Genomic DNA, 23,486 nt, shown 5'->3' on the forward strand with positions numbered 1-23,486 from the left:
TAAATGTAAATTGATCGGTAGAAATCACTAGTAAGTTCGCATAAAAAACGTCATTTTAATCATTAAAAATGACGTTTTTTTATATTCTTAAAACCTTTGCATCGCACTCTCAATCCTCTTTCCTAAATCAGCTGACACTTCATGAAAATACCCCATAACTATTTTTCTAATATCTTCGGATATAACTTTCAAATCATTAGCTAAATTTTCAGCGAGATGTTTTTTTTCAATGTGTGATAATTTAGCATAAAATTCACCAGGCTGCCCAAAGTCGTCTTTCTTAGTTATAGAAACTCTTTCAAGTTTTCCTTCAACGTATCTTCCGTCACCGCTTGTAATTTGATTAGCAGGTGTCCAATCTTGCTGTTGGTTGATCGCTAATTTACGAAATTCGGGGCTAATTCTTCTTCTTTGAGAATCGCTATAAATGTTAGCGCGTCCTTGTAACATTTTATCATCTGATAATTCAGCGCCGTCTAGTAAATTAGAAGGGGAGAAGGCGACTTTTTCTACTTGTTCCATATAATTTTCAGGATTTTTATTTAATACCATTTTGCCGACTGGTATGAGAGGATAAGCCTGTTCATCCCATATTTTTGTATCATCTAAAGGGTCAAAAGAAAGATGTGCTTCATCTTTCGGATCCATGAACTGGACATATAAACCATATTCTACTGGCTTACCATTTGCAATTGCATCGTATAAATCTTTCCCGCTATAATCAGGATTTTCGGCAGCTAGTTTATTTGCTTCCTCACTAGTAATGAATTGTACACCTTCAAATGGATACCAATGATACTTTATATACTTTCGATTACCTTCAGCATTTCTCCAAACATATGTATTTACACTATGTCCTGGGATATGGCGAAGACTTTTTGCCGTACCAGCATCAGAGAATAAACGGACAACAAAATGAATGGATTCAGGTGCTCTAGCGACAAAACTCCAAAATCTATTAGGGTCTAATAAGTTATTTTTAGGTGAGGGCAACAATGCTTGAATAGTTTCAGGGAAACGCATTGGATCACGAACAGAAAAGACAGGGATGTGATTACATAAAAGGTCGAAAATGCCTTCTTTTGTATAAAATTTTGTGGCAAAACCGCGTACATTTCTAGAAGTATCAGGTGTTCCTTTCGTACTAACAGCTAATGAAAACCGTACCATAACAGGAACTTTCTCATTAGAATTTTGTAAAAAACTTAGTTTAGTATGTTCTGACATCGGATATATCGTTTGGAAATAACCAAATGCACCAAATCCTTTTACATGAACAGGTCTTTCTAAAATCTTTTCATGAATAAATTCTTGTAAGGTTTCGTGTAGTACACCATCTTGCTTTAGAACAGGTCCACGTGAACCAACTGTTTGAGAGTGAAGTTTAGCTGGCTCATTAAGTTCTCGATTTTTATTAAAGTCTTCTCCTAATAAAGGTTGCCTCTGTTTATCATGTTTTTCATCCATCGATATAGCCTCCAAATCTTTTTTGTCCATTGTTACTAAATATGATTTTATAGCGTTGATTATGTATGACAAGCAAAGGTCAAAATAATAACAGACCGCTAGATGAAAAAAACGTGTATGTAGTGGACCTGTTGAAATAGAAGAAATTATGGAAAAATGAATATCGGGAAGAAAATTACTATTAAAATTTCAATCTTAAAAATGAATTTATACATGACTTTATAGAGAATGAACATAAAAAAATAGGGAAAATAACTAGGAGGAATTTGACATGTCGGATTGGTTTCAATTAGATAAAGAATATATGATGCCTACGTATTGTCGTACGGAGGTTGCGATAGAAAGAGGGGAAGGCTGTAAACTTTATGATGTGGATGGAAAAGAGTATTTAGATTTATTTTCTGGTGTAGGAGTAAATGTGTTAGGGTACAATCACCCTAAAATTGTGCAAACGACAATGGAGCAAGTTACGAAATCGTTGCATCTTCCATTTCATTTTTTAAACCCAGTTGCGATTGAGTATGCAAAGAAATTAGTTGATAACTCTTTAAAAAATGGAAAAGTCTTTTTTACAAACTCTGGTACGGAAGCGACAGAAACGACGTTAAAATTAATTGATAAATATAGATCTATTACGAATGAAGAACGTGATGGAGTTGTTGTACTAAAAAATAGTTTCCACGGGCGTACATTAGGGGCACTTCATTTTACGAGACAAGAAAATGTATATCAAAATTTCCCAAAAACATCTATTCCTGTATATGAAGTAGAACGTGAAAATATAGTGCAGCTAGAAGAAACAATTGTTAAAGAAAACCCAATTGCGATTATGCTAGAGCCTGTATTAGGAAGTGGAGGTATATATCCTTTATCGCGTGAATATTTACACGGTGTTCAATATTTATGTGAAAAATATAATGTACTATTTATCGTTGATGAAGTTCAAAGTGGTATGGGTAGAACGGGAAAACTATTTGCTTATCAAAATTTCAATATTACACCGGATATTATTCAAATTGGTAAAGGAGCAGGAGGCGGGATACCGCTAGGGGGAATCATTGTAGGTGAAAAGCTATGTGATGTATTTTCACCAGGAGATCATGGAACAACGTTTGCTCATTCATCAATGGGAACAGCTTTAGGTTTAACCGTATTAAATACATTGATTGACGATGATTTAATGCAAGAAGCGTATGAAATGTCACAGTATTTCAATGGAAAATTGCAAGAAATTCAGAAAGAAAATTCTTATCTTATTAAAGAAGTACGTCATGCTGGCATGATGTTTGGAATTAGTTTGAATGATACAAATGAAAATGTGAAGAAATTACAGGTAGAGCTAATGGAGAAAGGGATGTTAGTTGACGTTACACAAGGGAACATCATACGTTTACTTCCTCCATATATAATTACTAAAGAAGAAATTGATGCATTTATTTATGAGTTTATCTCCTGTATTCATAGCTTATCAGCTATAGCAAGTTTTTAAAAAGCTTTATGAAAAAGTACCTTATTTTTAATTCAAATAGGAAGAAAATAGGGTGGAAAAATAAATTTACGTATTAAAATAAAAAGCTGAAAAAGGTACTCGTATAGCGCCTTCTTCAGCTTTTTAAAATACTAAATTACTTAATCTAGGAAGCATCTCATTGGACAAATAATTAATTATGTGAAACAATAATAACAGATAAGGAGACGTTGCTTTTCCTTAAGTGCTTCGTATTGAATTTATTCTAGTAAGAGAAGGTGTGCTTAAAGAAGTTAAATTAAATAAGGGGCTGTTTTACTATATGCAACAAAATAATGATTTGAATTTTGAACCTCAAGACGTTAATATTGTCAATCCTAAACAAGCGAGGAAAGCAGTTGTTGCTACTGGCATTGGGAATGCAATGGAGTGGTTTGACTTCGGATTATACGCGTATTTAGCGGTAATTTTAAGTCAATTATTCTTCTCAGGTGTGAATAATAGTGGTTTGCAACTTGTACTAACATTTGGTACATTTGCGGCGGCCTTTCTAGTTCGACCAATTGGAGGTATTTTCTTTGGTAGAATAGGAGACAAGTATGGCCGAAAGATTGTTTTAAGTACAACTATTATTTTAATGGCACTTTCTACATTATTCATCGCATTACTACCAACCTATGAACAAATTGGTGTATGGGCACCAATACTACTTTTAATTGCTCGAATGATTCAAGGCTTCTCTACAGGCGGAGAATATTCAGGGGCAATGGTTTATATCGCAGAATCTTCTCCAGATAAAAAGCGTGGTATACTCGGTAGTGGTCTTGAAATTGGAACACTCTCAGGTTACATTGCTGCCTCGGTAATTGTTACCATTTTAACGTTATTATTAACAGATGAGCAAATGCTCAGCTGGGGATGGCGTATTCCTTTCTTAATTGCTGCACCAATTGGTTTGGTCGGTTTATATTTACGACGTCATTTAGATGAATCTCCAATCTTTGAAGAGATGGAAAAAGCACAAGAGGAATCTGAAGACAACGAACAATTTTCGTTTATTGATATATTAAAATATCACAAAAAAGACTTCTTATTAAGCACAGTAATTGTTGCCTTCTTTAACATTACAAACTATATGATCCTTTCGTATATTCCTTCTTATTTAACACAAGTATTAAAAGTCAAAGAAACAACTGGCTTATTAATCATTTCAATTACGATGGCACTTATGATTCCACTGGCACTTTATTTCGGTAAATTAAGTGATAAAGTAGGTAATAAACGCGTAGTGCAAATTGGTTTACTTGGTTTAGCATTATGTTCAATTCCAGCATTTTTATTAATTGGTAACGGACATATTGTAGCTATGTTTGCGGGTATTTTCGTCTTAGGTTTCTTCCTTAGTGTTTATGAAGGAACATTGCCTTCGTTATTACCAGCACTCTTTTTCACCGATGTACGTTATCGTGCACTATCTATCTCCTTTAATATTTCTGTATCTATATTTGGCGGGACAACACCGCTCGTATGTTCGTACTTAGTTCACGCTACTGGTAACCCGCTCGCACCAGCATTTTATTTAACTGGTGTAAGTGTAATTGGATTAGTTGCATTTAGTGTACTGTTTGTTACAACATCAGGACGTGCACTAAAAGGATCTTATCCTACCGTAGAATCGAAGAAAGAAGCACATTTAATCGCTAAAGAAGACCCTGAAGAAACACTTTGGTGGCATGAAGAATCTTTAGCAATTGAAGCAGGAAAAAAAGCATAAATTGTGAAAAGCAACGTGGACTTTTACACAAAAAGACTCCTAGTTTAATAGGAGTCTTTTGTGTGTGTCATATCTTAAATTGATTCATTTTTTCTTCTTTTTCAAACCTTTCTGATACGCATAAAGCTTATTAATTTCTTCCTTAAATTCTTGCAGAAGTATAGTATCTTCACGATTTGAATAACGTACTGCATTATACGCATCTATAATTATATGCCTCTGAATATTTAAACCTTCTTCATCATTAATTCTCTCTAGCCAAGCTTCAACTGTTTCTCCTCGTTCACGGTTTAAAGGAGGGGCTAACTTACTCTCCAGTTTGAAAATTTCTCTTCGAATTTCGTTATGTGGTGGTTTATTTCGCTTCATTCGTTTTTGACTAATTCCTTCTTTATCAGTAATGATTGTAGATTCAAAGACAGGCATATTTGGTAAACTTAAATGTTTTCGTTTTTTTACTATTTTCCAAACGACATAAATAGCGATGGCTGTACAGACTAATACTGTAATGCTATTAATAAGTATTGGGTCAAAGTCAGGAAGTTTTTTCCCGTCTTCAATTCGTGGTTTTAAGAGATGTCCTTTATTTGCCCAAACATCTTCAGTGTCTTTTAATTCAGCTGCTTTAATTAATGGCATTAAAGCATAGCCGACTCCTAATGCGATAACTTCCGTCATAAAACCAAACATAAGTCGGATAAAAGGGAACACTTGAACAATTAACATACTCATTACACCAATCGTAATGAGTGAAGCAAAACGTAATAGTTGTTGTTTGCGATTTGCCCCGGTTAGCCAAAATGTAATCATAAGATGTAAGGCTAACATTAATAATTTCCATAACGGTGGAAAGGGTGCATAAAATATAGCTGAAACGACAAACCATACAATACCACCTAGAGATTTTTGAACTGGATATCCAGGTCCGACCGCATGTATGATAAAGAAAAATAGTGGTAATATGATTGTGCCAAAAAGAGAAAAAGGTAAAAATAAAGAGAAAAGAACTATTTGAAGAACTAAAAGTATTACAAATCCTGTTATTTTTTTCTTCATTAATTTATGAATAAGAAATACTCCTACATAGCCTGTTGTTAAAAATATTGCAATGCCAATTAGTTCATCTCTTTCTGTTAATAATGAAAGCAGGAGGAGCAGAATGAAATCATGAATGTGAGATAGCCAAGTTTTCAACTGGTTCCACCATCCCTTCATTATTAATGAGAAACGTAGGCTGAGATAGAAGAGGAAGCTCATTCTTCTGCAGACCAATGTAAATCAATGTAGATGATCGCTCTCTTTTTCTCGTGACATAATGAAGGAATCCTTGTTTCGGAAGTAACGTACTATCATCTGAAATACGTGCTAATTCCTCTAACGTCTTTGCGTAATGCGTTTGTCCGTCGTTTAAAGGTAAGTGAAGGGGACCACCTTCTGCTAAAATGCTAATAAATAATTCGAATGGAATTTGATGCTTCGCTGCGAATTGACAAATGTATGTTGTAAATGAAATAAGGTCTTCTACATTCTCTTTCCAACCAAATCCACGATCAGCAGCTAAAGAAAGACAAATCGTCCAACTATAATTTTTTACAGGTTCATATTGCTTCGCTTGTAACGCCTGCATTTTAGCAGATGCTTTCCAATGAATAGAGCGGAAAGACTCACGTTCGTATCGTTTAACACCGATAATAGATGTTTCATCATTGTAAAAAGAAAAATTAGTTCGATACGAACCAGTTAATAGTTGCTGAAGTTCTTGTAAACCGGCTACTTCTTTAGGAGTAGGGTATACAATAATTTCAGTTTTTAACTTATCGAAAACAGGTAAATGTACAGTTAAAAGATGAAAAGGATCTTTTAAAACACATTCGAACTGTTCAATTTGAAACACACCACGCTTCGTTGCAGTTAATGTTAAATCCCATTTTTGTGCTGAGTGAGCAGGTTGTGAAAATGGGAAAGAAAATAACGTTTTCGATATTTGTTCAATCCCTTGATTCTTATGCGGTATAAGAGATGAATTTAAATGAAAATAACAAACACCGTTTACGAGTGGTATGCTTGCCCCATTTTTTAAATGAATAAAAAACTGTCCAGATTCATCAGGAAATAGCCGCGTTGTTTGTTTCTCGTTTATTACTTGAAACTTTTTCTCTATGAAAGTGACATATTTATAAATGAAAATAGCAAATAAATAATAAAAGAAAAAGAGAAACATAAGCATTCGTTGCGGGAAAAAGAATGTGAAAAGCAACGCGACTGGAACAGTTAATTGAATAATATGAAGTTGGAAAAATAAAGGTACAGTTACAACGCGCTGTCCATTCATGCTTGTTCAATCTCCACAGGTACGTCAACTTCTTTTAAAATCCTTTGCATGATTTCATTTTTTGTCGTACGTAAAGCTCCTTCCATTGACAAGACGATACGATGATTCCAAATGGAAGGAACTAAAAATTGTATATCTTCAGGTGTGCAATATTCTCTGCCGCGTAAAAAGGCTAATGCTTGAACTGCACGTACTAAAGCCAATGTGGCACGTGGACTTACACCGTTAGCGATGTAATCGTGATTTCTTGTAGCGTGAGCAAGTTTAATAATGTAGTGTTCTAGCGCCTCTGATACGAATATTTCTTTCACTTGTTTCTGTGCCCCTAAAATGTCTTCTAAAGAAATAACAGATTTGACGCTTTCTAACGGTGTATTGTTGCGAAAACGTCGCATCATTTTTAATTCATCTTCAGGAGTCGGATAACCAATTGAAATCGTCATTAAAAAACGATCAAGTTGTGCATCTGGAAGAGGGAAAGTTCCTTGTGATTCAATCGGGTTTTGTGTCGCAATAACAAAGAATGGTTTCGGAAGAGGAGTAGACTGCTTTTCAAGCGTTACTTGTCGTTCTTCCATCGCTTCTAACAAACTAGATTGTGTTCTCGGCATCGCGCGATTAATTTCATCTGCAAGTAGTATATTTGTCATAACTGGTCCAAGTCTTAATTCGAATTCACTAGTTTTTGGATTGAAATATTCAATACCTGTTACATCACTTGGAAGTACATCAGGGGTAAATTGAACGCGAGAAAAATTACCACCAATGCTTTTAGAAATTGTTTTTGCAAGTAATGTTTTTCCGGTGCCAGGCACATCTTCCAGAAGCACATGTCCGTCAGCAAGCAATGAAACGAGTAATAGATCTATAACATTTTCCTTACCGACAAAAACAGATCCTATATTTTCTTTTAATTTATTTATCATATGTATCATTCCTTTCATAATAAAAGCTGATATTTCTATATTTTAACAAATTATTCAGAAGATTAATATGATTATTTAATTCAAAGAAAACGATATTAAAGTTCGAAACTCCACTTGTATAATTTGGTATGTGGTTGTACAATATCGATATACGATGTATCGTAAGTCGATATATCATAAGACGATGTATCGGAGGTAGTTATAATGAATGCGAAAGCTCAAAAATATATTCCATTAACAGAGGCGACATATTACATATTGTTGTCACTAGTGAAGCCTATGCACGGATATGGAATTATGCAAATGGTAGAAGAGATGACAAATGGGGAAGTAAAGCTCGGGCCAGGCACTTTATACGGCAATACGACGAAGTTATTAAAAGAGAAGTTAATTGTTGAAGTTGCCTCTACAGACAGAAAGAAGTGCTATGAGTTAACACCATTTGGTAGAGAAGTGTTAGAGCTGGAGTATAACAGGCTGCAAAGATCTGTAAAGAATGGAAATAGTATTTTAGGGGAGTGAATGGAAGATGAAGACAAAGAAGGTATTGAAATTTTTCGCGGCATGGAGTTTAGAAAAAGAGGAAGCTTTTTTAAGGAAAATGCATCAACAAGGCTGGGCGTTACAAAGATATAATTTGATGTATACGTTTAAGAAAACTGAGCCGAAAGATGTAATATATAAAGCAGATTTTAGATTGGTTTATAGAGATTCAAAAGAAAAACAACAAGAGTACTTTGAAATATATGAAATGTCTGGTTGGAAACGCGTAACGAGTTTTACAAGATGGAATTATTTTTGTAAAGAAGTAGAAGAGGAAAATGAGTTACCTGACATATATTCAGAGAAGGACACGAAGGTGCAAAAAATGAAGGAATTATTACAATTTATTGCATTTATTTCAATAACTATATTACCATCAATGTATAACGTATTTTTAAGCCCGATAGAATCAAGAGTGCCTATTTGGGCGAAAGCTATGGTGGGGGTTGTTAGTTGTATGTGGATGTATCTCTTTATAAGGCTCTCTTGGAAAATTAAGAAGTTGAAAAGCGAAATATTATAATAAAGATTGGATTTTAATAGAAGATGATTCCGGAATCATCTTCTTTAATTTTTATGTAATTCTATTTTGTTAACTCTTTTTTACATAATAAAAAACTATGTATTCAAGGCATAGAACTAACAGTTACAAAGATAAGCCCAGTAACAAAACCCAAGAAAATCATAAATGATGAAGAAACGATTAATAATAATGAGCTACTGATTAATACTATTTTATTAGAGTTTTGATGTTTAAAGTGGTAATAAAGTAAAAATCCGCAAACAGTAGAAACAATCCATATAGCTAGACCGTAAGGAGTTGTTATCTTCTTCCAGTCGGAAATCCAAAAGTAAAAAATGCCTATGTGACAAGTTAGTAGTAGAAATGTAGATGGAATCATTAACTTTTTATTTAAAATCATTTATTTCACCTCTCTTATGTAAATATTACCAAAAGAGTGTGGGGTTGAAAATAAAATATGGAAGTGAATCAGGTTTTCATTTAAAGAAACTACGAGATGAGTAAGAGATATTTCTAAACCAATTTACATTTTCTTGCGAATGTAAATGGAAAAAGAACCATATAAAATTATGAAGGGAGGAGAGTCATAAAATGCAGAGAATGAACAATCATTTTCGTGCTCGTGCGAGTGTGGTATACATGATGACTAATAATGAAGTAATGAATCACATTGTTGCTTTTCATATGGATACGAATGGAATGCTTACCTTTGTGGGTTCTTACCGAACTTACGGAAGAGGTACTGGTATAAAGGAAGTTTCTACAGAAACGGCAAACGATGGTATAGATCCTCTAGCATCACAAGGTTCTCTGACTTTGTCCCGTGATGGTCGTTTCCTATTTGCAGTTAACACAGGCAGTCATAGTATCAGTAGTTTTATCATAGCAGATAACGGAGTGCCGATTTTCGTGGATGTAAAGCCATCAGGAGGTGCTCAGCCCAATAGCATTGGTGTGTATGATAATCTTCTTTATGTCTCCAATGTAGGTAATGCTGCAAACAATTTTGCATCAAATATTACTGGATTTCACATAGATGATAAGGGAAATCTTACACCTATTCCAGGATCCACTCATGCTCTCAGTACCTTTAATGCTCAGCCTGCACAAGTTCTCTTCACCCCGGATGGTAGTAAAATCGTTGTCTCCGAGCTTACATCAAACCATATCAGTGTATTCCATGTAAATAAAGAAGGTACGGTTACAGGACCAATTGTTAATGATTCGTACGGTAAAGGCCCATTGGGTGCTTACTTTCTATCGTCCGGAATTCTCTTAGTTACAGAAGCAGTTTCAAATGCGTTGTCATCTTATTCATTGAGCAATGACGGTACTCTTCATGTAATCAGCGGCTCTGTACAAAACGGATATAAAACTGCTTGTTGGGTTATAACAACGAAGGATGAACGTTTTGCCTACACTACGAACACTTTAAGTGGCACCATATCTACCTACCAAATCGCCCCCAATGGAGCACTGTCAGTAGTAAGGCATATTACTAGTACTCCGCCGGGTACAGCACCAGGTCTGCCGATGGATGTTGGAGTAAGTAAGGATGGAAGGTATTTTTACACGCTTAATGGAAATCAGGGGACAGTGTCAGCATTTAATATTCAAAGTGATGGTAGTCTAGTAAGATTGCAGGTTGTTGCTTCATCCAATTTTCCTTACTTTGGGTCGCAAGGTTTAGCTGTTCTTTGATTTTATTGGGCTGCTATATTTGTGTGGAACAGAAAAATATATGAAGGTGTATGAATAGTAGACATGTAGATGAATTAGGAACCTTTTAATTAAACAGCAATTCTGCATCTTGCTTATGTAAAACAGAAAAAACCCCCTATAGAAAATTGGTAGGGGGTAATAAAGATGTTTAAGAGAAAGACTGATTTTGCGCAGGTTTAATAAATTGTTCAGGGTTTTCAACAAGCCCGCATACAGCACATTGGACGCGGTAAGTAGGTCCTTGATAAGCCATATGAAAAGCGTTCATCGTTTCATTTGTGTATTCTTCTTCTACTTGACCAGTTTGTGGATTTAACTTGACTGGTTTTACTTGTTGCTCAAGAATATTAAAGCGAGTACGGTTCGTTTTACAGCTTGGACATAACATTGGTTCCATATGTATACACCTCCATTTGTAGCATTTCTTAAACGGTATGAATTTATGCACATAGTTTTATGGGCATGTAGAAAAAACTTTCTCAACATAAATAGGTGTATATTATATTTAAAAATTCAGAAAAAATAAAATATAATAAATGTAAGAACTGGTTATGTCCAAACCAAATCTCCTGTTTTATGCCAATAAGCTGGGGGCCGAGAAATCGGCCTCATTTTTTTGTGCTCGGCTCTATAAGGTACAAGGTTTTTAAAAACATTTGTCGAATTTTTAGAGGTGAAGGTAAAGGGGGGAAATAATGATGAACTTAAAAATGAAATACATTATTTTATATGTAGAAAAGTTTGAACAGTGTCTTCAGTTTTATAAAGAAATTTTAAAATTACCAATAAGAGCTGAACACGGTACATATATCGAATTTGAAACAGGATCTACAATTTTAGCAATGAATACGCGAGAGGATGTAAAGGAGTTAACTGGATTACCACTTACTGAAGGGGTATTACAGTCTTCTCATTTTGAATTAGGGTTTGTTGTAGAGGATGTAACGGCAACAATTGCGGAATTGAAAGAACAGGGAGTTAAGGTGTTAGTTGAACCGATGACGAAACCGTGGGGACAAACAATTGCTTACATTGCTGATCCAGACGGTAATTATATTGAAATTTGTAGTTCATTAGAATAGAAGGAGATAAAGAGGATGGGGTTTCCGAAATTAGAAACAGAACGTTTACTATTAAGAGAACTTACACTGTTAGATGCAGATACAATGTTCCATTATTTTTCAAAAGAATCCGTTATTCGTTATTTTGGGATGGATTCTTTCGAAAATATTGAACAAGCGAAAACGACTATTCAAACGTTTAGAAAGTGTAATGAAGAGGGAAGTGTATTTCGCTGGGGGATAGAGAAGAAAGGTACGGATCAATTAATCGGTACGTGTGGATTTCATTTAATTAACAATCATCATAAACGAGCTGAAATTGGTTATGAGCTAGATGATACATATTGGGGACAAGGATACGCAACCGAAGCACTGCAAGCAATGCTAGCTTACGGATTTGAAAATTTGCACTTTATAAGAATTGCCGCTGTTGTATATATAGAAAATGAAGCTTCCCGTAATTTATTAAAAAAAGCAGGGTTTCAGGAAGAAGGATTACTTCGGAAATATATGATTCAAAATGATGTTGCTCATGACACAGTCGTTTATTCATTATTAAAAGAAGATTGGGAAAAGTAATGAGCACAAGTGAAATAATGAAAGTTATTAAGGAACATAAAGATGAGAGATTTATATTAGGTGTAGATGGTCTGAGTCGTTCAGGTAAAACAACTTTGGTTAAAGAGTTGGAAGAAGATATGAAGAAAAGTGGAATCCCGTTTCATATATTCCATATTGATGATCATATTACCGAGCGTAACAAGCGATATAATACTGGATTTGCAGAATGGTATGAGTACTACAACCTTCAATGGGATATAGAGTGGTTGCAGCAAAACTTATTTCAGAAGTTACAAAGTGACATGCAATTAGAGTTGCCATACTATCATGATGAAACAGACACATGTGAAATGAAAGAAATACACCTTCCTTTAGTAGGTGTAATAATTGTTGAAGGTGTTTTTCTGCAGCGAAAAGAATGGAGAAATTTCTTTTATTATATGGTGTACTTGGATTGTTCAAGAGAAACAAGGTTTCTTCGCGAGAGTGAGGAAACGCAGAAAAACCTTCCAAAGTTTCAAAGTAGGTATTGGAAAGCTGAGGAGTATTATTTGGAAAAGGAATTGCCGGAGAAGAGAGCGGATGTAGTTATACCATGATTAGAAAATAGAAGGGTGAATGAAATGAATATTTTGTGGGACTTTGATGGGACGTTATTTGATACGTATCCGGTATATACAAAGATTCTTTCTCAGGTTATAGGCGAGAAAGTAAGTGAAGAAGAAATCTATACAAAATTAAAAGTTTCATTTTCTCACGCGATTGATTATTATAAAATCTCTAAAAAACAAATAAGTGAAATAGATGTTTTAGAGAGTCAAATTATTATAGCGGATATAAAGCCATTTGAAAAAGTGGAAGAGGTTTTAAAATTTGCACATAAAAATGTAATTATGACTCATAAAGATAGAGCGGGTGTATTATCTATATTAAACCATTACGGATGGGACAAATACTTCATCGATATGGTTACAATTGACGATGGTTTCCCTCGAAAACCGAACTCTTTATCTTATGATCATTTACATAAAAAGCACAATATTGATCTAGCAATTGGAGATAGAGAGTTAGATCTATTGCCTGCGAAGGAATTAGGTATTACAACATGTATGTTTCAAGATAAATGTGATGTAGCGGACTATTCTTTATCGCATTACTCTGAGTTTTTTAAGGTAGTTATTGATAGAAATAGGGAGTTTTCTTTATAAATGGCTTGATTAAAACTTCTACTTTTTACTCGAAAAGTAGAGGTTATTTTCTATGTTTAAAAAAACTATAGTGGATTAATGCTTTCAAGTGTATAGAAAGAGATTGTTATAACAATGTGAATTATATAGTTATAGATAAATCTATAGATAAAGGGGTGTGTTTTTGAACTTTTTTAAGTAAGTGATAGATTTCTATAAAGCGAGTGATCATATGAGTATTTTCATTTTAGAAGATGATGTTATGCAAGCGCAGCAAATGAAGCAAAGTATAAAGAAGTGCATGATAAATTTGATAGTAAAATGAAAACGGGATTATCAGAAGTAAAAGCAGGTTTATATATTAAATAAAAAAACAGATGCAGTGGAAGTTTCCGCTGTATCTGTTTTTTTGCATTAACCAAATTATGGTTATTCGTGCTAATATGAACTCATAGCTATATAGAAGGGGTGGGTAATTATGAAAACAGAAATAGTTCTCAAAAAGAAGTACAGCATAATAAGCTATGTATCTTTGCTCATCGGAATTATGTGTTTTTTATTCGTTTTTATAACTCCGACGAGGATAGCGAACGCGGGTAATATAGTGGGAGATTATATTACAATTGCTCTTACAGGCGTAGGTATTATACTTTCAAGCATTGGAATTACGAAACAAACAGAGAAGAAGGCAATTGTAATTATCTCATTAATACTTTCCTCATCTTTCTTCATTTTTTGGATTATTACGATTATCTTATTGTTTACTGGCCAAATAAATTTTGCACCGTAATAGCGAATAAAAAGAGTCCTTCATTACGAGAAGGACTCTTTTTTATTCGCTATCTTCCGGTTGATATTCTAAAATATCCCCTGGCTGGCATTCTAATGCTTTACAAATAGCATCTAAAGTTGAAATTCTAATTGCTTTTGCTTTTCCATTTTTTAATATAGAAAGGTTAGCCATTGTAATTCCAACCTTCTCTGAAAGCCCCGTTACACTCATTTTCCTTTTAGCTAGCATTACATCAATATTAATTATTATTGCCATATTATTCACCTCAGACCGTTAAATCATTTTCTGATTTTATATCTATCGCATTTTTTAAAAGGCTTTGGAGAACGGCAGCAAAGACTGCGATAACCATTGAAGCAAAGATTAGAAGCATGCCAAGTATAATAATACCAGGTGCGTCATCTCTTTCCGCCACAAGATAGAAGAGTGGCGTGCCTACTACATATAGTATACTAATTGTTACTGCACATTGTTTTATCTTCTTTAAAGCTCTAACAGATAATTTCGAGAAGGCGTTACCCTTGTCAATGTAGCTTACAAGTTTAAAAGCTTGGTACAGAGCAAAATAAAAAGGTACAACCGTTGCATATAGATTAAGTAAAACAAGATATTTAATATATGCAATATCGGGGTACAATTCCGCTACATAATTCCCTATGTTAGGAACTAAAAATATACATAAAGCAAGAACAGGAATACTGATAAGGATAATAGCTGTCTTTAAAAAGAGTGTTGATCCTTGTTTCATATAAAGCACCTCATTTATTAATTATCTATTAAATTTAACATGATATTTATCGTTTAACAATAAATTTTTATTTATTATAATCGTGTTTTTATTGTTAAACTAATTTTGAAATTTTATGAAGATAATCGTTCCTTCTTTCGGTAAATGATGTTATGTTAAAAGTAATGATTAAGTATCCTATAAATGCCTGATTGGTGAGGGTTAATAATCAGTGGGGATGAACAAAAAACCACTGATTAAAGTTTCACTTTATAATAAGAGTTTTTAGAAAATCAATATTTTGCGTAATTTGACGAGGTGTTAATGAAATGAAATCGTACACACAATTTGAAAGAAGAAAATACATACTAGATGAATTAGAAAAATATAACCGAGTAATGGTAAATGATTTAGCGAAGGTATTAAATGTTACAACAGAAACGATACGAAGAGATTTAGATATGTTGCACAAGGAAGGGCAGCTTACGAAAATACATGGTGGTGCAATTAAGAAAAAAGATCAAACACTAGAATTTTATTTTGATAAGCGTCGATCTGAGAATATTGAAGAGAAACGAAAAATTGCAATGGAAGCGAGTAAACTCGTAGAAGATAATGATATTATCGCAATTGAAATTGGGACAACCACAATGCAAATTTTAGATTACATACACGATAAAAAGAATTTGACGATTTTAACAAACTCGATACCAGCTGTTAATAAAATTATTGAGCTTAAAGAACAAAATGATTCCTTTGATTGCAGGTTAATAGTCATTGGAGGAATATTGAATACAAATTCATTAGCATTGTCTGGAGAAATGACGTTAAACTATCTTGACCATTTCACTGTTAATAAGTTATTTGCTTCTTGTGATGGAATTTCTCTAGAAAAGGAACTAACATGTTCGTATATTGAAGATGCACAAATATATAAGCAGTTAAAGAATAATGCAAAACAAGTTGTAATGATGGCTGATGAGTCAAAGTTTAATTTAACAAAGTTTTATAAAAGCGGAAGTTTTAGTGATATAGATGCGTTATATACGAATGCAAAGCTCGATGAATCGTGGCAAAATATGCTAACAAGTAATGGGGTTGAAGTAATAACAGTATAGAAAAGCTAAAAGAAGACTATTTCTTAGTAAATTGAGAAATAGTCTTCTTTTATTGTTTATATGTTGTTTTATTTTGTTTATCTATTGTTTTTACAATTAGTTAACAAATTAACAACATTGTGTTAATAATGAACTCGTACAATATGAATTAGGAGGTGCAAGAATGCAAATAAAACTATCAAAAGCTGTGTTCTTTTTAATACCAGTTGGAATACCTCTAATCTTGTTTTGGATTATTCCGAATTTCATTAGTTTAGGTATTAGTTTTACTGATTGGGATTTTATGACGAATGATTTTAACTTTATTGGTTTAGAAAACTATTTTAATTTATTTACACAAGATTCTTTTATGCAAGCATTGCTAAATACGTTTTATTTCGGAATTGGAACAGTGATTCCAACGATTGCATTAGGTTTAGGATTCGCATTATTCTTCCGAAAAAAATTTAAAGGTTCCGCATTGTATCAATTAATGATTTTTTCACCTTGGGTAACGCCAACAATAGCTGTATCCATTGTGTGGTCACTCTTATATGAACCTCAATTTGGAGTTATTAATAAAGTTCTAAACTTTTTCGGAATACCAGGTTTGGACTGGCTTCAAAGTAGTAAAACAGCGATGTTAGCAGTCATTATAATGACTGTTTGGAAATTAGTTGGTTGGACGATGATCTTCTATATCGGTGCATTAGAAAAAGTTCCAGATAGTTTATATGAAGCAGCTAGTATTGATGGGGCAAATTCATGGCAGAAATTCCGATATGTAACACTGCCAATGGTTTCATCAACAACTTTCTTCTTAGTTGTCGTTAATACAATTTCTTCGGTGCAGGCTTACGATCAAATAAAAATTTTAACACAAGGTGGGCCTAGTGGTTCGACGCGTACGTTACTTTATTTATTCTTCCAACAAGGGTTTGAACAGTTTGATATGGGATCTGCAACAGCAATCGCATTTATCATACTAATCATTACAATTTTACTATCTGTTATTAACAAAAAAATAGGTGATAAGTGGGTGAACTATTGAGGTGAATAATATGAAAAAAGGTCCATCAATCGTAAAGCATCTCTTTTTAGCATTATCAAGTATACTATTTGTTTTTCCGTTCATATGGATGGTACTTGGTTCGTTTAAAACATCTAGTGAAGTATTACAAGGAGGTTTTTGGCCTAAAGAATTTCACTGGGAAAATTATCGGCAAGTATTAGACATACTACCATTTAACACATATTTATTTAATAGTTTTTATACATCTTTCATCATTACTATATATGTGCTTGTTTCATCTGCACTGTTTGCTTATATGTTAGCATTTTACAAGTTTAAAGGTAAAAATATTACATTTAGTGTTGTAATGGCAACTTATATGATTCCTGGAGCTGTATCGTATGTTCCTGTATATGTAATGTTAGGGAAATTCGGGCTACTTGATTCACATTTGGGATACATGATTTCTATGGCTGTTAGCGTATTCGGTATTTTCTATTTAAAACAATCGTTCCACAAAGTAGGTTCTGAAATAGTAGAAGCAGCCAAAATTGATGGAGCAAGTGATTGGCGTATTCTTTGGAAGATTATTTTTCCAATGACACGATCATCATTTGTAACACTAGGATTGGTCACATTTATTGGTAATTATAATAATTACATCTGGCCAGCTCTTATATTGAAAGATAATACGCAAAAGTTAATTACGAATGGAATTGCTGATTATTTCATTAATAGTTCCTTAGGGCGAGATTGGTCACACATTATGGTTGCAAGTACAATCGCAACAGTGCCGCTCTTAATCGTATTTTTAATTCTACAAAAATGGTTCTTATCTGGTGTTACTGATTCAGGAATAAAGGGGTAATTAAATAGTAAAGGAGATATGTGGGATGAAAAAACTATTCATGCTTCTAACAGTTTTAACATTGTTTGTTAGTGCACTTGCGGGTTGTTCAGGCGGAAAAGGAAGTACGGTTAAAGCGAGTAAAGAAGGGGAGAAAGTTGTTGTTCCATTCATAAATGGAGTGGGTGGTTCTCTGGCAGACCGTGTAGACAAAATCGTGGAAGAATACAATAAAAGTCAGGACAAATATGTAGTGAAAACGACGAAAGCCGGTAACTACGATGAGTCTTATCAAAAGCTACAAAGTGGATTTGCAGCGAATAACCAAGAAGCAATCGCATTACTAGGTTCAGACGTCATTCAAGAATATGTTAAAAAAGAGTTAATTGTACCTTTAGATGAATCTGTTAAAAATGATACTGATTTTAAAAAGGAAGATTACGGAAAAGGTTTTATGGAGCAAGCAACAATTGACGGGAAGTTATATGGAATTCCGTTTTACGGTACAACACAAATCTTTTATTACAATAAAAAAGCATTAGCGGAAAATGGCTTTACAAAAGATGATTTAAAGACGTGGGAAGGTGTAGAAAAGGTAGCAAAAACTGTCGCAAAACGTGGTGAAAATGGAAATGTTTCATATGCTGGCTGGATGCCAATGTGGGGGACGTCAAACTTAATTGATGCGGTCCGCAGTGCTGGTGGCAATGTATTAAGTGCAGATGGTAAAAAAGTGTTAATTAATGATGATACTTGGGTTACAGTATGGGAGAAATTCCGCACATGGCTTCATGAAGATAAAATTATGAAAATACATTCAGGTGGTACTGGATGGGAATATTGGGATAAAACAGTAATTGACTTAGTAGAAGGTAGAACGCTAGGATTTACAGGATCATCTGGTGACCAAGCATTTGTTTTTAAATCATTAGGTAAAGGAATGACTGAAGAAGAACGCCTAAACACATTTGAAGCTTTACCACAACCAGCTTGGGGTAATAATAAACCAGCACCAAAATTAGAAACATACTCATTCACATTAACGAGAAATATTGATCCGGAAGTAGCAAAAGGTGCATATGACTTTATGAAATTTGCGACAAGCACTGAGAAAACGGCTGAATGGTCAATGGCAACAGGCTATATCCCTGTTCGTAACAATGTAACAGAGTACGGTCCATATGCTGAATTTGTCAAAAAACAACCACAAGCACTAGTTCCATTAGAACAAGCTAACAATAATGGAGTGGGACCATTTGTAGATCCAACGGGTGGGAAAATCAATGACGCTTTAAATGTAGCTAAAGATAAAGTAGAGATTGAAGGAGTTCCAGCAAAGAAAGCATTAGATGAAGCAGCTAAAGTTGCGCAAGAAGAGTTAGATAAAGTTTTGAAAAAGAAGAAGTAAACCTGTTTATAGTGCGAACGTGAGGTGCTTTTTAACGAAGGAAGTGCCTCTAAAATTCCTTCATTAAAACTTAAAAAGGTGTGAGAACTATGATCGAAATAACAAGTACGATAACACTCTCTCCATTCATAAAAAATAAACATTGTTTCCAAATGGACGAAACTGATATTACAAACTTTACATTAACTATTGATCAAGGGGACAGCCGGAAAATTCCGCTTTTATTAATCTTGCGAGACCCTAACGGTTATGTACGTATACAATATCAAACGCCAGTTGCAAATGAAAAACTAGTCGTTTCGAAAGATTCAATATTTTGTTCTGCTGGTTGTATTGGAGGAGAAATACAGTCAGGTAATTGGGAATTAGAAGTCATATATATCCCTCATTGTGCAAAAAAAGTAGTGAAATTTACTGGGGCAAAAGTTGACTACACAGTAAATATAGAAGTGAATGATCAGTTGGAACGAAAGTATAATAGAGAGCATTTTTGTAAGGGAAATGTTTTTATCGATGATGACCGTTTTAATAAGGTAGTAAATGAAGAACATCGCTGGTACAAAGGGGATTTTCATGAACATACAGATTTAACAGATGGCGAGATAGATGATGAACTTGGAATGAAAGTATGTGAAAAACAGGAATTAGATTTTTTATACGCGACGGAGCACAATATTATTATGCCATCTTATGAAAAAGGCAACACATTAATTATACCATCTATGGAACTTACAACTCCTTTCGGTCATTACAACATTTTTGGTATAAGAGAATTCATTGATTTTACAGAGTATGTAGATGAAGCATTTAGCGCTGAAAAAATGGATGCATTATTTTCACTCATGAAAGAAAAAGGCTATTTATTAAGTGTGAATCATCCATTTATGAAGCCTTGGGCGAACCAAGTGAATATTAACTTAGAAAATGTTCATACGATGGAAATTATGTGTGATCCAACTTATAAAAAAAGTGAATCATCTACTTTAGAAGCTTTGCGTTGTTTCGATCAAATGTGGTCAAATGGTCTTAAAATTTGGGGGATAGGGGGAAGTGATTCTCATTTACATCCGTCTAAAACATTCCCAGGATCAAAAGACCCATCGATTTACGGGGATCCAGGAACATATGTATTATGTAATGGTTTAGCTATTAAAAACTTAAAAGATGCGATTCAAAAAGGAAGAATTTATTTCTCTCGATTTAGAAAATTAGCGATAGATATTCAAAACGAAGGTGAAACGATATATGTCGGCGGTGAGGCTAAAGGAAATATTATTTATAACGTCCAAACAGATAAACCGTGTGAGTGGAGACTACTTATAAATGGGCAAACGATTGAAAAAGAATACGGCAGCGATGTAACCTTTGCATTTTCTTTAAATGAAGGGACGTATGCTAGAGTTGAAGGATGGGAAGAAGACGAATTAGTAGCATTTATTAATCCTATTCATAATAAAGTTCAGTATAAAAATATGAAAACATGGAATGAAGTTATAGGGGGAATAAAAGGTGAATAAAGCGATTATTTTTGATAAAGATGGAACATTAATACAGTTAGATTCAGTTTGGTACAAAATTGTGCATCGTGTGTTAGATGATATATTCCAAACGTATCCAAATGAAAAAAGTAAACGAGATGACTACTTAACGATTATTGGTATGAATGATAACGATTTTGAGAGTACGAGTTTACTAGCTTGTCGCACAAATTACTTTATTGCGGCTGCATGGTATTCGTTGTTAGAAAATCAACATGTGGATAAAGAGAATTTTATTCATAATGTATGTCTTCTATTCAAAAAGTACTCTACAGCAGATGATCTTGTATTTACAGAAGTGGAAGGTGCAAAGGAAACGTTACGATATTTAAAAGATAATGAATATATTATTGGGGTTGTTACGGCAGACGATGTTGATGCAGCTATTCATTCTCTAAAAATGACTGAGTTATATGATTATGTAGATTTTTTAGGTGCAGATGATGGTGTGAATAGAACAAAACCTGAAAGTGATTTTTATCATATGTTTAAAGAAAAATTTTCTCTAACTGAAGAAGATGTGCTTATGGTAGGTGATACATTAACAGACGTTACATTTGCGAGAAATAGTAACATTAAAGTAGTGGGCGTCTTATCGGGTGCGAGTAGGAAAGAAGATTTAGAAGGAAAAGCAGATTATATTTTAGACAGTATGAAGGATATTTCGAAGATTTTATAATTCATGTCATCATAATTTTTAACAATATCTATAAATATAGCTTAAATTCTGGGAGGATATTATGGCTCAACTATCATTCAAAAACATTTACAAAAAATATGATCATGATGTGACAATCGTAAAAGATTTTAACCTAGAAGTAAATGATGGAGAATTTATCGTTTTGGTTGGCCCTTCAGGGTGTGGGAAATCTACAACATTACGTATGATTGCAGGACTTGAAGAGATTTCAGATGGCGACTTTTATATTGACGGAAAACGTGTAAATGATATTTCGCCGAAAGATAGAGATATCGCAATGGTGTTTCAAAACTATGCACTTTATCCGCATATGAGTGTTTATGAAAACATGGCATTTGGATTAAAACTACGAAAATATAGTAAAGAAGAAATTGACCAGCGTGTGCAACATGCAGCAAAAATTCTGGGGCTTGAGCAGTATTTAAGCCGAAAGCCAAAAGCACTTTCAGGTGGGCAGCGCCAGCGTGTTGCCTTAGGCCGAGCGATTGTTCGAAATGCAAAGGTATTTTTAATGGACGAGCCTTTATCAAACTTAGATGCGAAGTTGCGTGTGCAAATGCGTGCTGAGATTACAAAATTACACAAGCAACTGCAAACAACAACTGTGTACGTTACACACGATCAAATAGAAGCTATGACGATGGCGACGCGCCTTGTTGTGCTAAAAGATGGTATTGTACAACAAGTCGGTACACCGAAAGAAGTATATGAAAATCCAGAGAATGTATTTGTTGGAGGATTCATTGGTTCTCCTGGAATGAATTTTTTCAAAGGAGTATTAACAGATAATGCAGTTATGATTGATAAGTGGAAAATTGAAGTGCCAGAAGAGAAGATGAAAGGCTTGAGAAATAATGGATATACGAATAAAGAAATCATAATAGGAATACGTCCAGAAGATTTTTATTATGGAAAAGCAATCAAGGCGTTACCATATAACGCAAAAGTAACGGTATGTATTGATGTAGCAGAATTAATGGGAGCAGAAACATATCTATATTCTAACATTAATGGACAATCTTTTGTTGCACGTGTGGATACTTCTTTAGATGTGCAAAGTCAATCAAATATAGATCTAGTTTTGAATATGGATAAAGTTCATTATTTCGACTCTAAAACTGAGAAGCGAATTATTTTATAGATAATAATTAATATGATTATACCTTTAGAATTTCTTCAACTACTACAAATAAATGAATAGTAAAAAGCCGATTATCCTTTAGATTACAGGAAATCGGCTTTTTTATATAAAAGATCGCTTAGCGTACGAAAATCACTTTTTGTTGGCAGTGCCCTGTCACAATCAAGCTGAGAAAAACAAATAATTCAAAACGAGAAAATTCTTAAGTTGATGGATGTGTGATGCTACTCCTATGTTAAGGTTCGAGTCATTTAAAACAGCAACCTCTATATTGAGTGGTGTTAAAGCGGTGTATATGATAAAAAAGATGTATCGCTTGTAAAAAAATTGTATCACCTTGAATGAGCTAATACGACAAGAATTCGTGTCGGGCCTAATTAGGGAATGCAGTACAAATCAGTATATAGTATATAAGCATTCCCTTTTCTATAAATACGGTATGTTTTTAATGTAATTAAAAGAAAATTTTGTGTTCTTTAATATGATGTGACATAATACCAGTTTTTTTCTATTTTTGTGATCTCTTTATATTCATTATTAAAGTCGTATTTGTTTGGTCTAGTATCATTTGGTGTGTAAATAAATCCTGAAAAATTTATCTAACATACCACGATAAGTAAAAAAGAAAACAGAAATACCATTTTATTTTGTTGAATAAT

Annotated in this window: 25 protein-coding genes and 3 pseudogenes; 19 read left to right on the forward strand and 9 right to left on the reverse strand. The window is 33.8% G+C overall.

From position 1 onward, the window contains the following. Window positions 1-87 precede the first annotated feature (87 nt). Window positions 88-1,497, reverse strand: coding sequence for a catalase (locus tag CDB3_RS09250; protein ID WP_179139685.1), 1,410 nt, complete (start codon window positions 1,495-1,497; stop codon window positions 88-90). A 241-nt stretch (window positions 1,498-1,738) separates the two neighbouring features. On the opposite strand from CDB3_RS09250, the gene CDB3_RS09255 reads away from it, so the two are divergent. Together CDB3_RS09255 and CDB3_RS09260 are read left to right on the forward strand one after the other, a co-directional pair. Then, entirely contained in the window at window positions 1,739-2,956 is a 1,218-nt protein-coding gene (locus CDB3_RS09255; RefSeq protein ID WP_128854238.1) for an aspartate aminotransferase family protein, read from the forward strand. A 301-nt stretch (window positions 2,957-3,257) separates the two neighbouring features. After that, window positions 3,258-4,709, forward strand: coding sequence for an MFS transporter (locus CDB3_RS09260; protein ID WP_128854257.1), 1,452 nt, complete (start codon window positions 3,258-3,260; stop codon window positions 4,707-4,709). A gap of 84 nt (window positions 4,710-4,793) precedes the next feature. On the opposite strand, the gene CDB3_RS09265 is transcribed toward CDB3_RS09260, so the two are convergent. Genes CDB3_RS09265 through CDB3_RS09275 form a run of 3 tightly spaced genes read right to left on the reverse strand, consistent with a single transcriptional unit; the run spans window position 4,794 to window position 7,967 of the window. Next, window positions 4,794-5,903: a DUF4018 domain-containing protein gene (locus CDB3_RS09265; RefSeq protein WP_128854258.1), complete on the reverse strand. Its 1,110-nt coding sequence runs from the start codon at window positions 5,901-5,903 to the stop codon at window positions 4,794-4,796. Continuing rightward, a complete protein-coding gene (locus tag CDB3_RS09270; RefSeq protein ID WP_128854239.1) occupies window positions 5,875-7,041 on the reverse strand; it encodes a DUF58 domain-containing protein in 1,167 nt (388 codons plus the stop codon). The genes CDB3_RS09265 and CDB3_RS09270 overlap by 29 nt, the downstream gene beginning before the upstream one ends. Next, window positions 7,038-7,967: an AAA family ATPase gene (locus CDB3_RS09275; RefSeq protein WP_128854259.1), complete on the reverse strand. Its 930-nt coding sequence runs from the start codon at window positions 7,965-7,967 to the stop codon at window positions 7,038-7,040. Before CDB3_RS09275 ends, CDB3_RS09270 begins: the two co-directional genes overlap by 4 nt. Window positions 7,968-8,171: 204 nt before the next feature. Here CDB3_RS09275 and CDB3_RS09280 point away from each other — a divergent pair, with 204 nt between their 5' ends. Beyond that, the gene (locus CDB3_RS09280; RefSeq protein WP_000991890.1) at window positions 8,172-8,489 is read left to right on the forward strand and encodes a PadR family transcriptional regulator; all 318 of its coding nucleotides are present in this window, start codon (window positions 8,172-8,174) and stop codon (window positions 8,487-8,489) included. Window positions 8,490-8,496: 7 nt separating this feature from the next. Beyond that, window positions 8,497-9,033 carry a DUF2812 domain-containing protein gene (locus CDB3_RS09285; RefSeq protein ID WP_128854240.1) on the forward strand — a complete coding sequence of 179 codons (537 nt, stop codon included), beginning with the start codon at window positions 8,497-8,499 and terminating at the stop codon, window positions 9,031-9,033. Window positions 9,034-9,136: 103 nt separating this feature from the next. Here CDB3_RS09285 and CDB3_RS32245 read toward each other — a convergent pair whose 3' ends face one another. After that, a complete protein-coding gene (locus CDB3_RS32245) occupies window positions 9,137-9,433 on the reverse strand; it encodes a hypothetical protein (protein WP_128854241.1) in 297 nt (98 codons plus the stop codon). 191 nt (window positions 9,434-9,624) lie between these two features. On the opposite strand from CDB3_RS32245, the gene CDB3_RS09295 reads away from it, so the two are divergent. Next, window positions 9,625-10,734: a lactonase family protein gene (locus CDB3_RS09295; RefSeq protein WP_128854242.1), complete on the forward strand. Its 1,110-nt coding sequence runs from the start codon at window positions 9,625-9,627 to the stop codon at window positions 10,732-10,734. A 169-nt stretch (window positions 10,735-10,903) separates the two neighbouring features. On the opposite strand, the gene CDB3_RS09300 is transcribed toward CDB3_RS09295, so the two are convergent. Then, on the reverse strand, window positions 10,904-11,152 hold the full coding sequence (locus CDB3_RS09300; protein ID WP_000433610.1) for a hypothetical protein: 249 nt from the start codon (window positions 11,150-11,152) through the stop codon (window positions 10,904-10,906). Window positions 11,153-11,453: 301 nt separating this feature from the next. Between CDB3_RS09300 and CDB3_RS09305 the strand changes: the two genes are divergently transcribed. From CDB3_RS09305 to CDB3_RS09325, 6 genes and pseudogenes are all read left to right on the forward strand, one after another. Further along, on the forward strand, window positions 11,454-11,837 hold the full coding sequence (locus tag CDB3_RS09305; RefSeq protein WP_128854260.1) for a VOC family protein: 384 nt from the start codon (window positions 11,454-11,456) through the stop codon (window positions 11,835-11,837). 15 nt (window positions 11,838-11,852) lie between these two features. Beyond that, window positions 11,853-12,395: a GNAT family N-acetyltransferase gene (locus tag CDB3_RS09310; protein ID WP_128854243.1), complete on the forward strand. Its 543-nt coding sequence runs from the start codon at window positions 11,853-11,855 to the stop codon at window positions 12,393-12,395. Beyond that, a complete protein-coding gene (locus tag CDB3_RS09315) occupies window positions 12,395-12,976 on the forward strand; it encodes a kinase (RefSeq protein ID WP_128854244.1) in 582 nt (193 codons plus the stop codon). Before CDB3_RS09310 ends, CDB3_RS09315 begins: the two co-directional genes overlap by 1 nt. Before the next feature lie 24 nt (window positions 12,977-13,000). Further along, window positions 13,001-13,585 carry an HAD-IA family hydrolase gene (locus CDB3_RS09320; RefSeq protein WP_128854245.1) on the forward strand — a complete coding sequence of 195 codons (585 nt, stop codon included), beginning with the start codon at window positions 13,001-13,003 and terminating at the stop codon, window positions 13,583-13,585. Window positions 13,586-13,831: 246 nt separating this feature from the next. Next, window positions 13,832-13,912, forward strand: a pseudogene (locus CDB3_RS33220) (DUF3887 domain-containing protein); the annotation flags it as partial. Between the two features lie 130 nt (window positions 13,913-14,042). Next, window positions 14,043-14,354, forward strand: a complete 312-nt coding sequence (locus CDB3_RS09325) for a hypothetical protein (RefSeq protein ID WP_128854246.1) — start codon at window positions 14,043-14,045, stop codon at window positions 14,352-14,354. A 42-nt stretch (window positions 14,355-14,396) separates the two neighbouring features. Here CDB3_RS09325 and CDB3_RS09330 read toward each other — a convergent pair whose 3' ends face one another. Both CDB3_RS09330 and CDB3_RS09335 read right to left on the reverse strand, forming a co-directional pair. Further along, window positions 14,397-14,612, reverse strand: a complete 216-nt coding sequence (locus CDB3_RS09330; protein WP_128854247.1) for a helix-turn-helix domain-containing protein — start codon at window positions 14,610-14,612, stop codon at window positions 14,397-14,399. Between the two features lie 10 nt (window positions 14,613-14,622). Continuing rightward, window positions 14,623-15,105 carry a DUF2975 domain-containing protein gene (locus CDB3_RS09335; RefSeq protein ID WP_128854248.1) on the reverse strand — a complete coding sequence of 161 codons (483 nt, stop codon included), beginning with the start codon at window positions 15,103-15,105 and terminating at the stop codon, window positions 14,623-14,625. A 308-nt stretch (window positions 15,106-15,413) separates the two neighbouring features. On the opposite strand from CDB3_RS09335, the gene CDB3_RS09340 reads away from it, so the two are divergent. The 8 genes and pseudogenes from CDB3_RS09340 to CDB3_RS33225 all read left to right on the forward strand — a co-directional run. Then, the gene (locus CDB3_RS09340; RefSeq protein WP_128854249.1) at window positions 15,414-16,202 is read left to right on the forward strand and encodes a DeoR/GlpR family DNA-binding transcription regulator; all 789 of its coding nucleotides are present in this window, start codon (window positions 15,414-15,416) and stop codon (window positions 16,200-16,202) included. A gap of 163 nt (window positions 16,203-16,365) precedes the next feature. Continuing rightward, window positions 16,366-17,232, forward strand: coding sequence for a carbohydrate ABC transporter permease (locus tag CDB3_RS09345; protein WP_128854250.1), 867 nt, complete (start codon window positions 16,366-16,368; stop codon window positions 17,230-17,232). Window positions 17,233-17,242: 10 nt separating this feature from the next. Continuing rightward, complete coding sequence (locus CDB3_RS09350) at window positions 17,243-18,061, forward strand: carbohydrate ABC transporter permease (protein ID WP_128854251.1); 819 nt, start codon at window positions 17,243-17,245, stop codon at window positions 18,059-18,061. 25 nt (window positions 18,062-18,086) lie between these two features. Next, window positions 18,087-19,448, forward strand: coding sequence for an extracellular solute-binding protein (locus CDB3_RS09355; RefSeq protein ID WP_128854252.1), 1,362 nt, complete (start codon window positions 18,087-18,089; stop codon window positions 19,446-19,448). A gap of 89 nt (window positions 19,449-19,537) precedes the next feature. Then, window positions 19,538-20,965: a CehA/McbA family metallohydrolase gene (locus CDB3_RS09360; protein WP_128854253.1), complete on the forward strand. Its 1,428-nt coding sequence runs from the start codon at window positions 19,538-19,540 to the stop codon at window positions 20,963-20,965. Further along, window positions 20,958-21,665: an HAD family hydrolase gene (locus CDB3_RS09365; protein ID WP_128854254.1), complete on the forward strand. Its 708-nt coding sequence runs from the start codon at window positions 20,958-20,960 to the stop codon at window positions 21,663-21,665. Before CDB3_RS09360 ends, CDB3_RS09365 begins: the two co-directional genes overlap by 8 nt. 61 nt (window positions 21,666-21,726) lie before the next feature. Next, a complete protein-coding gene (locus tag CDB3_RS09370) occupies window positions 21,727-22,827 on the forward strand; it encodes an ABC transporter ATP-binding protein (protein ID WP_128854255.1) in 1,101 nt (366 codons plus the stop codon). 232 nt (window positions 22,828-23,059) lie between these two features. Next, a pseudogene (locus CDB3_RS33225) lies at window positions 23,060-23,134 on the forward strand (IS6 family transposase); the annotation flags it as partial. A gap of 169 nt (window positions 23,135-23,303) precedes the next feature. Here the strand turns inward: CDB3_RS33225 and CDB3_RS33075 are convergent. After that, window positions 23,304-23,486 (reverse strand): annotated as a pseudogene (locus CDB3_RS33075) (hypothetical protein); the annotation flags it as partial.

The organism is Bacillus sp. CDB3, from assembly GCF_002081505.1.
Lineage (GTDB): Bacteria > Bacillota > Bacilli > Bacillales > Bacillaceae_G > Bacillus_A > Bacillus_A cereus_AT.